Origin of the sequence: Enterobacter cloacae complex sp. 677-3DZ2D5B (assembly GCF_004136695.1) — a bacterium.
In the GTDB taxonomy this organism is placed as follows: domain Bacteria; phylum Pseudomonadota; class Gammaproteobacteria; order Enterobacterales; family Enterobacteriaceae; genus Enterobacter; species Enterobacter hormaechei_C.
Genome location: NZ_QFLS01000005.1, coordinates 456,467 through 470,956, shown reverse-complemented (window position 1 = coordinate 470,956; position 14,490 = coordinate 456,467). Strand labels below are relative to the sequence as shown.

The window sequence follows — 14,490 nt, the reverse complement described above, 5'->3', positions numbered from 1 at the left end:
CGGAAGCAATTATGGCCTTATTACAAATTAGTGAGCCTGGCTTAAGTGCCGCACCGCACCAGCGTCGTCTGGCGGTCGGTATTGACCTGGGCACCACCAATTCCCTCGTGGCGACCGTGCGCAGCGGCCAGGCGGAAACGCTGGCTGACGAGCAGGGGCGCCATCTGCTGCCTTCTGTAGTCCACTACCAACAGCAGGGTCACGCGGTCGGGGTTGATGCCCGCGCTAACGCCGCGCGCGATCCGGCCAATACCATCAGCTCGGTTAAGCGCATGATGGGCCGCTCGCTGGCTGATATCCAGACCCGTTACCCGCATCTGCCGTATCAGCTACAGGCCAGCGAAAACGGCCTGCCGATGATCGCGACGTCAGCCGGTTTGCTGAACCCGATTCGCGTTTCTGCTGACATCCTTAAAGCGCTGGCGGCACGCGCCACAGCGACGCTCGGCGGCGATCTGGACGGCGTGGTGATCACCGTTCCGGCCTATTTCGACGATGCACAGCGTCAGGGCACCAAAGACGCCGCGCGTCTGGCGGGCCTGCACGTGCTGCGTCTGCTGAACGAACCGACGGCGGCGGCGATTGCCTACGGCCTCGACTCCGGTCAGGAAGGGGTGATCGCGGTTTACGATCTCGGCGGCGGGACGTTCGATATCTCAATCCTGCGCCTGAGCCGCGGCGTGTTCGAAGTGCTGGCGACCGGCGGAGATTCCGCGCTCGGCGGCGATGACTTCGACCATCTGCTGGCAGATTACATCCGCGAGCAGGCGGGCATCAGCGATCGCAGCGATGCGCACGTGCAGCGTGAACTGCTGGATGCGGCCATCGACGCCAAAATCGCCCTGAGCGATGCACAGTCCGTCAGCGTGAACGTCGCAGGCTGGCAGGGTGAGATTACCCGCGATCGGTTCAGCGAACTGATTGCGCCTCTGGTTAAGCGTACCCTGCTTGCCTGCCGTCGCGCATTGAAGGATGCAGGCGTTGAGGCTAACGAGGTGCTGGAAGTGGTCATGGTTGGCGGCTCAACCCGCGTGCCGCTGGTACGCGAGCGCGTGGGGGAATTCTTTGGCCGCACGCCGTTGACCTCTATCGACCCGGACAAAGTGGTTGCCGTCGGCGCCGCTATCCAGGCCGATATTCTGGTCGGCAACAAGCCGGACAGCGAAATGCTGCTGCTGGACGTCATCCCGCTGTCTCTCGGTTTAGAAACCATGGGCGGCCTGGTGGAGAAAGTGATCCCGCGTAACACCACCATTCCGGTGGCGCGTGCGCAGGAGTTCACCACCTTTAAAGACGGCCAGACCGCGATGTCCATCCACGTGATGCAGGGCGAGCGCGAACTGGTGCAGGACTGCCGCTCCCTGGCGCGCTTTGCGCTGCGCGGCATCCCGGCGCTGCCAGCTGGCGGGGCGCATATTCGCGTCACCTTCCAGGTTGATGCGGATGGCCTGCTGAGCGTGACGGCGATGGAAAAATCCACCGGCGTGGAATCATCCATCCAGGTGAAGCCGTCCTACGGCCTGACCGATGGCGAAATCGCCTCCATGATCCAGGATTCAATGAGCTACGCCGAGCAGGATGTGAAGGCGCGTATGCTGGCTGAACAAAAAGTGGAAGCCGCACGCGTGCTGGAAAGTCTGAACGGCGCGCTTGCTGCCGACGCCGCGCTGTTAAGCGCCGCTGAGCGCCAGGTGATTGACGACGCTGCCGCGCGCTTAAGCGCCGTGGCCGAAGGCAATGACGCTGACGCGATAGAAGAAGCCATTAAAAACGTTGATAAACAAACCCAGGACTTCGCTGCTCGCCGCATGGACAAATCTGTCCGCGTCGCGCTGAAAGGCCAGTCCGTGGACGAGGTTTAATATGCCAAAGATTGTAATTTTGCCTCATGCGGACCTCTGTCCGGATGGCGCTGTTCTGGAAGCGAAGACCGGTGAAACCATTCTCGATGTAGCCCTGCGTGCAGGTATCGAAGTGGAACACGCCTGTGAAAAATCCTGTGCCTGCACAACCTGCCACTGCATCGTGCGTGAAGGTTTTGACTCTCTTGCCGAGAGCACCGAAGACGAAGACGACATGCTGGATAAAGCATGGGGTCTGGAGCCAGACAGCCGCTTAAGCTGCCAGGCTGCGGTGACCGATGAAGATCTGGTCGTGGAGTTCCCACGCTACACCATCAACCACGCACGCGAGCACTAATATGGGACTGAAGTGGACAGACAGCCGTGAAATCGGCGAAGCGCTCTACGACGCGAACCCGGATCTCGATCCGAAGACCGTACGATTCACCGACATGCATCAGTGGATCTGCGATTTAGAGGATTTCGACGATGATCCAAACGCATCCAATGAAAAAATTCTGGAGGCGATTCTGTTAGTCTGGTTAGATGAAGCAGAATAAATAACAAAACGGGCTGCCTTCAGGCGGCCCGTTTGCTAGTTGCTAATAAGGAAAAATAAAATGACCGAAGCGATGAAGATTACGCTCTCGAATCAGCCTGCCGACGCGCGCTGGGGCGAGAAAGCCACCTACAGCATTAATAACGACGGCATTACCCTGCACCTGACGGGCAACGATGATTTGGGCCTGATCCAGCGCGCCGCGCGTAAGATTGACGGCCTTGGCATTAAGCATGTGTCGCTGGAAGGGGAAGGGTGGGACACCGACCGCAGCTGGGCGTTCTGGACAGGCTACAAAGGGCCGAAAGGCACCCGTAAAATTGAGTGGGCGAACCTCGACGAAGCCGGTCAGAAAGAGCTGGAAAGCCGCCTGAACATTATCGACTGGGTGCGCGACACCATTAACGCACCGGCGGAAGAGCTGGGGCCGGAACAGCTGGCGCAGCGCGCCGTTGACCTGCTGTGCGGTGTGGCGGGCGAAAAGATGTCCTACCGCATCACTAAAGGGGAAGACCTGCGCGAGCAGAACTACATGGGTATCCACACCGTGGGCCGTGGCTCAGAGCGTCCTCCGGTCCTGCTGGCGCTGGACTACAACCCAACCGGCGACAAAGAAGCGCCGGTCTTTGCCTGTCTGGTCGGGAAAGGCATCACCTTCGACACCGGCGGCTACAGCCTGAAGCAGAGCGCATTCATGGACTCCATGAAGTCCGACATGGGCGGCGCGGCGACCATTACCGGCGCGCTGGCCTTCGCTATCACCCGCGGCCTGAACAAGCGCGTGAAGCTCTACCTGTGCTGCGCGGATAACATGGTGAGCGGCAACGCCTTCAAGCTGGGTGACATCATTCGCTACCGCAACGGTAAAAACGTTGAGGTGATGAACACCGACGCCGAAGGCCGTCTGGTGCTGGCCGATGGCCTGATCGACGCCTCTGCGCAGAAGCCGGAGCTGATTATCGACATGGCGACCCTGACCGGCGCGGCGAAAACTGCCCTGGGTAACGACTATCACGCCCTGTTCAGCTTCGACGACAAGCTGGCCGCTCGCCTGCTGGCCAGCGCGGCGGCGGAAAACGAACCGTTCTGGCGTCTGCCGCTGGCCGAGTTCCACCGCAGCCAGCTGCCGTCTAACTTCGCCGAGCTGAACAACACCGCGAGCGCAGCGTACCCGGCGGGGGCAAGCACCGCAGCAGGCTTCCTGTCTCACTTCGTTGAGAACTACCATGAAGGCTGGCTGCACATTGACTGCTCCGCAACCTACCGTAAAGCGGCGGTTGAGCAGTGGTCTGCGGGTGCGACCGGTCTGGGCGTGCGTACCGTAGCGAACCTGCTGACGGCTGAGTAATGCTCTTTGCCCTCACCCTAACCCTCTCCCCATGGGAGAGGGCAGGGGTGAGGGGGAAATTCGACATCTGGAATTGTTATGTCAGAAACCAAAAACGAATTAGAAACCCTGTTGGAGCAGGCGGCGACCGAGCCCGCCCACCGTCCGGCCTTTTTCCGCACGCTGCTGGAATCCACCGTCTGGGTGCCGGGCACCGCAGCGGAAGGGGAGCAGGTTGTCGAAGACAGCGCGCTGGATCTGCTGCACTGGGAGAAAGACGACGGCACGTCGGTGATCCCGTTCTTTACTTCGCTCGAGGCCTTGCAGGAAGCGGTAGAAGACGAACAGGCGTTCGTGGTGATGCCGGTGCGCACGTTGTTCGAAATGACCCTGGGGCAGACGCTGTTCCTCAACGCCAAACTGCCGACCGGGAAAGAGTTTACTCCGCGCGAAATCAGCCACCTGATTGGTGACGAGGGCAACCCGCTCAGCACTCAGGAGGTGCTGGAAGGGGGCGAAACGCTGCTGCTGTCTGAAGTGGCCGAGCCGCCCGCGCAGATGATTGACTCCCTGACCACGCTGTTTAAAACCATCAAGCCGGTGAAACGCGCGTTTCTCTGCTCCATCAAAGAGAGCGCTGACGAAAAGCCTGTTCTGCTGATAGGGATTGAGGCCGACGGCGATATCGACGAGATCATCCAGGCGGCGGGAAGCGTGGCGACCGACACCCTGCCGGGCGATGAGCCGATTGATATCTGTCAGGTGAAGAAAGGTGAGAAGGGGATCAGCCACTTTATTACCGAGCACATCACTCCGTTCTACGAGCGTCGCTGGGGTGGCTTCCTGCGCGATCTCAAGACCAACCGCATTATCTGATCACAGCGGGGTGATCTTCACCCCGTTGCTTCCAGCAGCAGTAAATCCATCAGCAGCACCAGATTCGACTCAAACGACGTCACACCTGCGGCTTCGGCGGCGAAATGTACCGCTTCGTCATAGAGAGCAAAATGCACGTCCGCCATACCCGCCAGCGTATTGGCCGACGCGCGGGTAAACGCGACGATCGTCATGCCGACGTTTTTGGCGATCCGCGCTTTATCCAGTACCTGCTCCGTTTCGCCGCTGCGTGAAACGGCAATAAACACCTGATAGCGCGCGGCGTTGCTGAGAAAAATATTCCGGCTGTCTCCCGGCCCGGAGATGAAGGCCGTTTTTCCCAGCACCTGCAACTTCTTGGTCAGGTACTCGGCAAAAAGGTACGAAAACCCGGCACCGTAGAGAAAGAAGCTCTCTTTCTGGCGCAGCAGGCTGGCAAACTGCTGGCGTTTGTCCTGAGTGACCCACTGGAAGGTCTGCTGATAGTTGGCAACGAACCGGGTAAAAAGCGCGGGCATTTCCGCATGTTGCTCAGGCTGTACGGTGATATGCGGCGTGTCAGAAAGCAACTGCTTGCAGTGCCAGATAAACTCGCTAAAGCCGCTAAACCCCAGCTTCTGGCACAGCCGCATAATCGTCGCGGTAGAGACAAATGTCGCCTGCGCCAGCTCGCGCACCGTGATGTTGCCCACCAGCAATGGATGCTCAGTGAGGTGGGCGAGGACGCGATACTCCGCGCGGGTCAGCGACGACCCGCGCGTTAACAGCGTTGCCAGGCGGTTATCCATTATTTCGCCGGTTCAACCGGCAGATCGTCCCGTGCACCCCATTCACTCCAGGCGCCGTCGTACAAAGTCACGTCATTTGCGCCAAGGGTTGCCAGCGCCAGGATCACCACGCAGGCCGTTACGCCGGAGCCGCAGCTTGCAATAACCGGACGATGCAAATCCACGCCCTGACGTTCAAAAATGGCACGCAATTCATCGGTGGTTTTCAGCTCGCCTTCAAACACCAGATCGCCCCACGGCACGTTCAGCGCCCCCGGGATATGTCCTCGTTTCAGTCCCGGTCGCGGCTCGTCCGCTTCTGCGTTGAAACGTGGAGCGGGACGCGCATCGACGATTTGCGCCGTGTTTTCGTGGCTCACGACCAGCACGTCGGTCAGGCGCTTGACCACGTTAGCGTCAAACGTGGCATCAAATTCCCCTTCCGGCAGCGTGACGTCACCCTGCTGAAGCGGTAGTTCGTCGCGCTTCCAGCCTGCAAGTCCGCCCGCCAGAATCGATACCTTTTCCACGCCGAAGTTTTTCAGCATCCACCACGCTCGCGGCGCGGAAAACAGATTACCTTCATCGTAAACAACAAGATGTTTATCTTTGCTGATGCCCAGCTCGCGCATCGCCACGGAAAACGCTTCCGGGCGAGGCAGCATGTGCGGCAGGGAAGAGGTGTGATCGGAGAGGGCTTCGATATCAAAAAATACCGCGCCAGGCAGGTGCCCTGCCCGGTATTCAGCGGGAACGTCACGATGCTCCTGGCCCGGAGGGGCCATGCGCGCGTCGATAATCTGAACTTCCGGGTCGTCGCCGTGCTCAATCAGCCAGTCGGCAGCGACAAAATATGAGGTGGACATGGTTGCCTCCATTCTTTTCCGTAAAAAAGGATTGTCGGTGTTTTTTCTGACACCGACAAGCTCACCATGTTCAACTCGCGAGCAAGCCCCTATTTTTTCACCGCTTCACCGTCCTGCCAGGCCTTTTGCAGCGCAGGCCAGTAGTCGCGGTTGGCTTCGATCATCTCATCCAGAATCGCTTTCGCGTGCTCCATGGTTGGCACGGTGCGGTTCAGAGTGAACGCCTGCAACGCTTTCTCGTAGCTGCCTTCGATGGTTGCCTCAACCAGCAGCTGTTCAGAGGCCAGCTGCTGTTGCAGGAGCGTCTGGTGGAACAGCGGCACCTGACCCACGCGGACGGGCTCCGGCCCTTCGGAGGTGATATAGGCAGGCACTTCCACCACCGCATCGTACGGCAGGTTGGTAATCGCCCCGCGGTTTTCCACCATCACCAGATGGCGGCTTCGCAGGTTGAACGCCAGCGAACAGGCGACGTCAACGATAAATTCACCGTGGACGCCCACGTGGAAGGCATCCGGTAAAATTCCGGTGCGTTGATATTCTTCGGCGGCGGCGAACAGCTTTTTCTCGCGCCCGTTCATCACTTCGTTGGCGCGGGTATAGTCCGGGTTTTGATGCTCCACAATCTGGTTCGGCATCAGGTAGTACTGTAGATACGGGTTCGGCAGGTACTCCGGGAAGTTATCCATAATCGGCTTGATGTTGCGCCAGGTTTTCACCCATGACGGATCCGAGTGCTGCGGGTCGGTTTTTGCGGCATCTTCCGTCAGCAGGCCAAACTTCGCGATATGCTTACGCAGCGCCGGGAGCTTGTCTTCGCCGTCCACCAGCACGCGGGTAAACCAGCCGAAGTGGTTCAGGCCGAAGTAATCCACTTCCAGTTTATGACGATCCACGTCCAGAATGGCACCCATATTGCGCATCGCGGCAACCGGCATATCGCAGATGTTCAGCACGCGTGCGTTGGGGCGCAGGCGACGCACGCCCTCAGCGACAATCGCCGCCGGGTTGGAGTAGTTCACGATCCAGGCTTTCTCGTGCGCGTAGCGATCGACCAGATCGATAAGCTCCACCATCGGCAGGATCGTGCGCAGGCCGTAGGCCAGCCCGCCGGGCCCGCAGGTCTCCTGGCCGACCACCCCGTGGCGCAGCGGAATTTTTTCATCCTGCTCGCGCATCTTGTACTGCCCGACGCGCATCTGGGCGAAGACAAAATGCGCGCCGCTAAAGGCCACTTCCGGGTCACTGGTGACGGTAAATGTGATGCACTGACTGTGGTCGCGAATGACCTTCTCGACGACCGGCGCAATGGTGTTCTGGCGCGCCTCGTCGATATCGTACAGGCGAATTTCGGCCAGCGGGAAATCCTGCAGGCGCACCATCAGGCTTTTCACAATGCCCGGCGTGTAGGTGCTGCCGCCGCCGGCAATCGACAGAATAAATGGGGGTGTAAACATCTTTAGCTCCTTTCAGAGAAACGTCTCAACGGCTTCTCGCATTTTTTTGACATGCAGCCCGTAGACCACCTGAACGTTGTTACCTTGTTTGATAATCCCTTTCGCGCCGGTCGCTTTCAGGCGCGGTTCGTCGATGATGGCGACGTCCTTCACCGTGACGCGTAAGCGGGTGTAGCAGTTATCCACTACCTCTATATTTTCCCGACCGCCCAGACCCACAACGATCGATTCGCCCAGCCCGTCGTTATTGCCCTTCGCCTGGTACTCCTGCTTGCTGTAAAGGCGTGTCTCCTGGTCCTCATCTTCACGCCCCGGCGTTTTCATGTTGAAGCGCAGGATAAGGAAGCGGAACACCACAAAATAAAGGGCGAACATGATCAGCCCGACCACGATGTACATGGGCCAGTTGGACTTCTCCGTGCCGAGCGGCAGGTTGTAGAGGATGAAATCGATAATCCCGTTGGCGCCGATGGCGTGAACGCCAAACAGCGAGAACAGCATCATGCCGATACCGGTCAGCACCGCATGCACCACGAACAGCAGCGGGGCGACAAACAGGAAGGAGAACTCAATCGGCTCGGTTACGCCGACCAGCAGCGAGGTCAGCGCCGCCGGGATCAGAATCGCTTTCGCAATCGCTTTACGCTCTGGCTTCGCGGTCATGTACATCGCCAGCGCGGCGGCAGGAAGGCCGAACATCTTGCTGATGCCGCGCGCATCCCACACCACGGTACTGCTGAGCTGCTTCACGTCCGGGCAGGCCATCTCGGCGAAGTAGATATTGCGCGCGCCCTGGTAAGCCGTACCGCACACCTCCTGCGTACCGCCCAGTTCGGTATACAGGAACGGCGTATAGACCAGATGATGCAGGCCCGTCGGCACCAGAATGCGTTCAAGGAAACCGTAGATCGCCACGCCAAACGGACCGGACCCTTTGATCACCAGCGCCAGATCGCTTATTCCATGCTGTGCGTACGGCCAGAGTTCGCTCATGACCACGCCGAGCAGCATAGAGACAGGCAGCATTACAATCGCGACAAAGCAGTGGCCGGAGTAAATCGCCATCGCGCCGTTAAACTGGACACCGGAATATTTGTTGTACAGATAACCGGAGAGCGCCCCGGTCAGGATCCCGGCGAAAACGCCCATTTCCAGCACCTGGACGCCCAGCACCATGCTTTGTCCGGCGGCTTTCATCTGTTCCGCAGGGGCCAGTTCCCCCTGAAGCTGTAACGTCACGTTCATGGCATTGATAAACACGATAAAAGTTACCAGCCCAATCAGCGCCGCGTAGCCTTTGTCTCGGGTTGCCAGTCCAATGGGGATCCCAACGGCAAACACCAGCGCCAGGTTGACCAGCACCGACACGGCAGACTTGGCGATCAGCTGGCCGACACTCTGGATCAGCGGGTGGCCGAGAAACGGCAGGTACTCGGCCAGATTGCCGTTACCCAGCACATTCCCAAAGGCGATAAACAGGCCGACGATGGGTAAGATAAGTACAGGTCCGTAAAGTGATTTTCCGAAATTTTGTAGGGCGTTCACGGCTCGTTTCATGGCTTTCTCTCTTATTGAACCGCGCACTCAGGGTGCGTCATGGTCATAAAACTAGCAGGCCTGATGCGAGCTTATCCAGCTATCTTCTTGTTTTAAAAACAAATGACGTGAAAGGTAACATGTAACGTTATGCGCTGTGATCGCGGTTCCATCACGGCGTAGCGGCGTGATGCCATTCTGCGAGGTGCTTTCCCGATTATAAAATTGGACTTTTTGTATTAACGAAACTTGCGGATAATACTTATCCGGACGATGACCAACAGGCCCCTCAGGCCAGGGACACAGGATGAAACCGTTTCGCTTAGCTGCGATCTCTCTCGCGCTGCTCACCACCTTTACGCTTGTCGGCTGTGATAACAGCGACGACAAACCTCAGGCCGCTGCCCCCGCAGCGTCTACTGCATCAGAACAGAAAACCCCGGCGACACCGGATCCTGAAAAGCTGGCTAAGCTGGCCGCGCAGAGTCAGGGTAAGACGTTGACGCTGCTGGATGCCTCGGAAGTGCAACTCGACGGCGCCGCGACGCTGGTTCTGACCTTCTCTGTACCGCTGGATCCCAGCCAGGATTTTGCGAAAACGGTACATGTGGTGGATAAAAAAAGCGGCAAAGTGGACGGCGCCTGGGAACTGGCCCCCAATCTGAAAGAGCTGCGCCTGCGCCATCTGGAGCCGAATCGTAATCTGGTTGTCACCGTCGAACGTGATTTGCTGGCGCTGAACAAAGCGACATTCGGCATTGACTATGAAAAAGCGATCACCACCCGGGATGTTGAACCGACGGTCGGATTCGCCAGCCGCGGATCGCTGCTGCCGGGTAAAATGGTGGAAGGGTTGCCGGTGATGGCGCTCAACGTCAACAATGTGGACGTGAACTTCTACCGCGTTAAGCCGGAGTCGCTGGCCTCGTTTGTCAGCCAGTGGGAGTACCGTAACTCGCTGACCAACTGGGAATCTGACAATCTGCTGAAGATGGCGGAACTGGTCTACACCGGCCGTTTCGACCTCAACCCGGCGCGCAACACGCGTGAAAAACTGCTCCTGCCGCTCAAAGATATTAAGCCGCTCCAGCAGTCTGGCGTCTATATCGCCGTGATGAATCAGGCTGGTCACTATAACTACAGTAACGCCGCGACGCTCTTTACCTTAAGTGATATTGGGCTGTCCGCTCACCGTTATCATAACCGCCTGGACATCTTCACCCAGAGTCTTGAAAACGGTGCGGCGCAGTCAGGCGTGACCATTACCCTTCTGAACGATAAAGGGCAGACTCTGGCCGAGGCGAACAGCGACGCCGATGGTCATGCGAAACTGGAAACCGATAAAGAAGCCGCGCTGATCCTGGCCAGTAAAGATGGCCAGACCACGCTTCTTGACCTCAAACTTCCGGCGCTGGATCTGGCGGAGTTTGATATCGCCGGTAACCCGGGTTACAGCAAACAGTTCTTTATGTTTGGCCCGCGCGATCTCTATCGTCCGGGTGAAACGGTGATCCTTAACGGCCTGCTTCGCGACAGCGATGGCAAACCGCTTCCCGATCAACCGGTAAAACTTGACGTGCTGCGTCCGGACGGACAGGTGGCGCGTACGGTCGTTGTGCAACCTGAGAATGGCCTTTATCGCTTCAACTATTCGCTTGATAGCGGCGCCCAGACCGGCATGTGGCATATTCGCGCGAATACGGGGGATAACCAGCAGCGCATGTGGGATTTCCACGTCGAAGATTTTATGCCTGAGCGCATGGCGCTCAACCTGAGTGGACAAAAAACGCCGGTTTCACCGCAGGATAACGTCGACTTTAACGTGGTCGGCTATTACCTGTACGGCGCGCCAGCTAACGGCAATTCTCTGCAAGGCCAGCTTTTCCTGCGTCCGCTACGTGACGCGGTGCCTGCGCTGCCTGGCTTCCAGTTCGGTGATATTGCCGAGGAGAACCTGAGCCGCAGCCTGGATGAAGTGCAGCTTACGCTGGACGAACAGGGGCGCGGACAGGTTACCACCGAAAGCCAGTGGAAAGAGGCGCACTCGCCGCTGCAACTGATTTTGCAGGCCAGCCTGCTGGAATCAGGTGGGCGTCCGGTGACGCGTCGTGCTGAGCAGTCCATCTGGCCGGCGGCTGAGCTGCCGGGTATTCGCCCTCAGTTCGCCAGCAAGGCCGTTTACGACTACCGTACCGATACTACCGTCAACCAGCCGATCGTCGACGAGAACGGCAACGCCAGCTTCGACATCGTCTATGCCGATGCCAGCGGAGCCAAAAAGGCCGTTTCCGGATTACAGGTACGACTGATTCGCGAGCGTCGTGACTACTTCTGGAACTGGTCCGAGAGTGAGGGCTGGCAGTCTCAGTTTGATCAAAAAGATCTGGTTGAGGGCGAGCAGGAGCTAAACCTCAAGGCCGATGAAACCGGTAAAGTCACCTTCCCGGTGGAGTGGGGCTCATACCGTCTGGAAGTGAAAGCCCCTGATGACATGGTCAGCAGCGTGCGCTTCTGGGCAGGCTACAGCTGGCAGGATAACAGCGACGGCACCGGGGCCGCGCGCCCTGACCGCGTGACGCTGAAACTGGATAAGCCATCCTATCAGCCAGGCGATACCATCCAACTGCACATCGCCGCGCCGGCCGCAGGCAAGGGCTATGCGATGATCGAGTCCAGTGAAGGGCCGCTGTGGTGGAAAGAGATCGACGTACCGGCTAACGGTCTGGATCTCGCTATCCCGGTCGACAAGGCCTGGAAACGTCACGATCTCTATCTCAGCACGCTGGTGGTTCGTCCTGGCGATAAATCAAAATCCGCCACGCCAAAACGGGCGGTTGGCCTGCTGCATCTGCCAATGGGGGACGAAAATCGTCGCCTGAACATCGCACTGGATAACCCGCAAAAAATGCGTCCGAACCAGACGCTTTCTGTGAAAGTGAAAGCCAGCGTAAAAGAGGGGGCTGTGCCACAGAAGGTGAACGTGCTGGTCTCGGCTGTCGATAGCGGCGTGCTGAACATTACCGACTACGTCACGCCGGATCCGTGGCAAGCTTTCTTCGGTCAGAAGCGCTATGGCGCGGACATCTATGATGTTTACGGCCAGGTGATTGAAGGTCAGGGACGTCTGGCCGCACTGCGCTTTGGCGGAGACGGCGATGAACTGAAACGCGGCGGTAAGCCACCGGTGAACCATGTCACCATTATTGCCCAGCAGGCGCAGCCGGTTACGCTTGATGCCAACGGCGAAGGCACCATCACGCTGCCGATTGGCGATTTCAACGGTGAACTGCGTCTGATGGCGCAGGCCTGGACGGAAGACGATTTTGGCAGCAGCGAAAGCAAAATCATTGTGGCGGCTCCGATTATCACCGAGCTTAACACGCCGCGGTTCCTCGCAAGTGGCGATACCTCCCGCCTGACGCTGGACCTGACTAACCTGACTGACCAGCCGCAAACGCTGAGCATTACGTTAACCGCAGCCGGTAAGTTGTCGCTCGAAGGTGCTCAGCCAGAGCCGGTTAAGCTGCCGCCTGGCGCACGTAGCACCCTGTTTATACCGGTGCGTGCCCTGGAGGGCTATGGCGATGGGGAAGTGACTGCTCAGGTGACGGGCCTTCAGCTCCCAGGTGAGACGTTTGCGCCGCAGCAGAAGAGCTGGAAAATTGGCGTGCGTCCCGCATTCCCGGCGCAAACCGTGAATACGGGCACGATGCTGAATCCTGGCGAATCCTGGAGTGCGCCAGCACAGCATATCGAAGGTTTCTCGCCTGCCACGCTACAGGGGCAGCTGTTGCTCAGCGGTAAACCACCTTTGAACCTGGCGCGCTACATACGTGAACTTCAGGCCTATCCGTATGGATGTCTTGAGCAGACCACCAGCGGCCTGTTCCCGTCCCTCTACACCAACGCGGCACAGCTGAAGGCACTGGGCATTAAAGGCGATACCGACGATAAACGCCGTGCGGCCATTGATATCGGGATCTCCCGTCTGCTGCAAATGCAGCGTGACGATGGCGGTTTTGCCTTGTGGGATAAAAACGGCCCGGAAGAGTACTGGCTGACCGCCTATGTCACGGACTTCCTGGTGCGGGCAGGGGAGCAGGGTTACAGCGTGCCTGCCGAGGCGGTGAATAACGCCAACAGCCGACTGCTGCGCTATTTACAGGATCCGGGCATGATGTCCATCCGCTACAGCGACGACACCCAGGCCAGCAAATTTGCTGTCCAGGCGTATGCTTCGCTGGTGCTGGCGCGTCAGCAAAAAGCGCCGCTCGGTGCGCTGCGTGAAATCTGGGAGCGCCACGCTCAGGCTGCTTCCGGGCTTCCGTTGATGCAGCTGGGCATGGCACTCAAACTGATGGGGGATGCACCGCGCAGCCAGCAGGCGCTGGATCTGGCTCTCAAAACACCCCGTAACGACAGCCGAAACTGGATGGCGGATTACGGCAGCCAGCTGCGTGATAATGCCCTGATGCTCTCCCTGCTGGAAGAGTACAAGCTGCTGCCGGATGCGCAAAACAGGCTGCTGAACGCGTTATCTGAAGACGCGTTCAGCCAGCGCTGGCTGTCTACCCAGGAGAGCAATGCGCTGTTCCTGGCCGGACGATCACTGCAAACCTTGTCAGGTGCGTGGCAGGCAACGACCTCCCTCTCTGAACAGACCCAGAGCAGTGATAAAGCGCAGGTAGAAAACCTGAACGGCGATCAGATTGGTGCGTTGCAGATGACGAATACCGGCACTACGCCGCTGTGGGTACGACTGGACACTACTGGCTATCCGGAGTATGCGCCTCAGCCATCCTCGAATGTCTTGCAGATTGAACGTCATATCCTGGCGACAGATGGCAGCAGCAAGTCGCTCTCTTCTCTGAAGAGCGGTGAACTGGTTCTGGTATGGCTGGAAGTGAAGGCCAGCCAGAACGTGCCGGATGCGCTGGTGGTGGATCTGCTCCCGGCAGGTCTGGAGCTGGAAAACCAGAATCTGGCGAGCAGCAGCGCCAGCTTGCAGGACAGCGGCAGTGAAGTGCAAAACCTGCTGAATCAGATGCAACAGTCTGATATTCAGCACATGGAATTCCGCGACGATCGCTTTGTGGCCGCGGTGCCGGTCAATGAAGGTCAGCCGGTCACGCTGGTTTACCTGGCCCGTGCCGTTACGCCGGGAACCTACCAGGTGCCTGTTCCGATGGTCGAGTCCATGTACGTTCCGCAGTGGCGGGCAACGGGGGCGGCCAGTGGCCCGCTGATCGTTGTTCCGTAAG

The 14,490-nt window shown here is 58.6% G+C and carries 10 protein-coding genes; 6 read left to right on the top strand and 4 right to left on the bottom strand.

The features are described 5' to 3' along the window. The first annotated feature begins 11 nt into the window (after positions 1-11). The 5 genes from hscA to sseB all read left to right on the top strand — a co-directional run bounded on the left by hscA (position 12) and on the right by sseB (position 4,603). On the top strand, positions 12-1,862 hold the full coding sequence (hscA, locus tag DD597_RS09485) for a Fe-S protein assembly chaperone HscA (protein WP_058663084.1): 1,851 nt from the start codon (positions 12-14) through the stop codon (positions 1,860-1,862). Position 1,863: 1 nt separating this feature from the next. Next, positions 1,864-2,199, top strand: coding sequence for an ISC system 2Fe-2S type ferredoxin (gene fdx, locus DD597_RS09480; protein WP_003860652.1), 336 nt, complete (start codon positions 1,864-1,866; stop codon positions 2,197-2,199). A 1-nt stretch (position 2,200) separates the two neighbouring features. After that, positions 2,201-2,401, top strand: a complete 201-nt coding sequence (gene iscX, locus DD597_RS09475; protein ID WP_003860650.1) for a Fe-S cluster assembly protein IscX — start codon at positions 2,201-2,203, stop codon at positions 2,399-2,401. A 60-nt stretch (positions 2,402-2,461) separates the two neighbouring features. Continuing rightward, complete coding sequence (gene pepB / locus DD597_RS09470) at positions 2,462-3,748, top strand: aminopeptidase PepB (RefSeq protein ID WP_129256122.1); 1,287 nt, start codon at positions 2,462-2,464, stop codon at positions 3,746-3,748. 78 nt (positions 3,749-3,826) lie between these two features. Continuing rightward, positions 3,827-4,603 (top strand): enhanced serine sensitivity protein SseB, encoded by a 777-nt coding sequence (sseB, locus tag DD597_RS09465; protein WP_023325069.1) that lies wholly within the window; start codon positions 3,827-3,829, stop codon positions 4,601-4,603. Between the two features lie 17 nt (positions 4,604-4,620). Here sseB and DD597_RS09460 read toward each other — a convergent pair whose 3' ends face one another. The 4 genes from DD597_RS09460 to DD597_RS09445 all read right to left on the bottom strand — a co-directional run bounded on the left by DD597_RS09460 (position 4,621) and on the right by DD597_RS09445 (position 9,250). Beyond that, positions 4,621-5,391 (bottom strand): MurR/RpiR family transcriptional regulator, encoded by a 771-nt coding sequence (locus DD597_RS09460; protein ID WP_015572161.1) that lies wholly within the window; start codon positions 5,389-5,391, stop codon positions 4,621-4,623. Beyond that, positions 5,391-6,236 (bottom strand): 3-mercaptopyruvate sulfurtransferase, encoded by an 846-nt coding sequence (gene sseA / locus DD597_RS09455; RefSeq protein WP_022651593.1) that lies wholly within the window; start codon positions 6,234-6,236, stop codon positions 5,391-5,393. Before sseA ends, DD597_RS09460 begins: the two co-directional genes overlap by 1 nt. A gap of 89 nt (positions 6,237-6,325) precedes the next feature. After that, positions 6,326-7,693, bottom strand: a complete 1,368-nt coding sequence (locus DD597_RS09450; RefSeq protein ID WP_129256121.1) for a 6-phospho-alpha-glucosidase — start codon at positions 7,691-7,693, stop codon at positions 6,326-6,328. Between the two features lie 12 nt (positions 7,694-7,705). Beyond that, positions 7,706-9,250: a PTS transporter subunit EIIC gene (locus tag DD597_RS09445; protein ID WP_110108607.1), complete on the bottom strand. Its 1,545-nt coding sequence runs from the start codon at positions 9,248-9,250 to the stop codon at positions 7,706-7,708. A gap of 286 nt (positions 9,251-9,536) precedes the next feature. Between DD597_RS09445 and DD597_RS09440 the strand changes: the two genes are divergently transcribed. Then, positions 9,537-14,489, top strand: a complete 4,953-nt coding sequence (locus DD597_RS09440) for an alpha-2-macroglobulin (RefSeq protein ID WP_129256120.1) — start codon at positions 9,537-9,539, stop codon at positions 14,487-14,489. Position 14,490 lies beyond the last annotated feature (1 nt).

Excerpts from the sequence above, each read along its gene's own strand:
- hscA (WP_058663084.1), top strand. The coding sequence starts at position 12 with ATGGCCTTATTACAAATTAGTGAGCCTGGCTTAAGTGCCGCACCGCAC.
- fdx (WP_003860652.1), top strand. The coding sequence starts at position 1,864 with ATGCCAAAGATTGTAATTTTGCCTCATGCGGACCTCTGTCCGGATGGC.
- iscX (WP_003860650.1), top strand. The coding sequence starts at position 2,201 with ATGGGACTGAAGTGGACAGACAGCCGTGAAATCGGCGAAGCGCTCTAC.
- pepB (WP_129256122.1), top strand. The coding sequence starts at position 2,462 with ATGACCGAAGCGATGAAGATTACGCTCTCGAATCAGCCTGCCGACGCG.
- sseB (WP_023325069.1), top strand. The coding sequence starts at position 3,827 with ATGTCAGAAACCAAAAACGAATTAGAAACCCTGTTGGAGCAGGCGGCG.
- DD597_RS09460 (WP_015572161.1), bottom strand. The coding sequence starts at position 5,391 with ATGGATAACCGCCTGGCAACGCTGTTAACGCGCGGGTCGTCGCTGACC.
- sseA (WP_022651593.1), bottom strand. The coding sequence starts at position 6,236 with ATGTCCACCTCATATTTTGTCGCTGCCGACTGGCTGATTGAGCACGGC.
- DD597_RS09450 (WP_129256121.1), bottom strand. The coding sequence starts at position 7,693 with ATGTTTACACCCCCATTTATTCTGTCGATTGCCGGCGGCGGCAGCACC.
- DD597_RS09445 (WP_110108607.1), bottom strand. The coding sequence starts at position 9,250 with ATGAAACGAGCCGTGAACGCCCTACAAAATTTCGGAAAATCACTTTAC.
- DD597_RS09440 (WP_129256120.1), top strand. The coding sequence starts at position 9,537 with ATGAAACCGTTTCGCTTAGCTGCGATCTCTCTCGCGCTGCTCACCACC.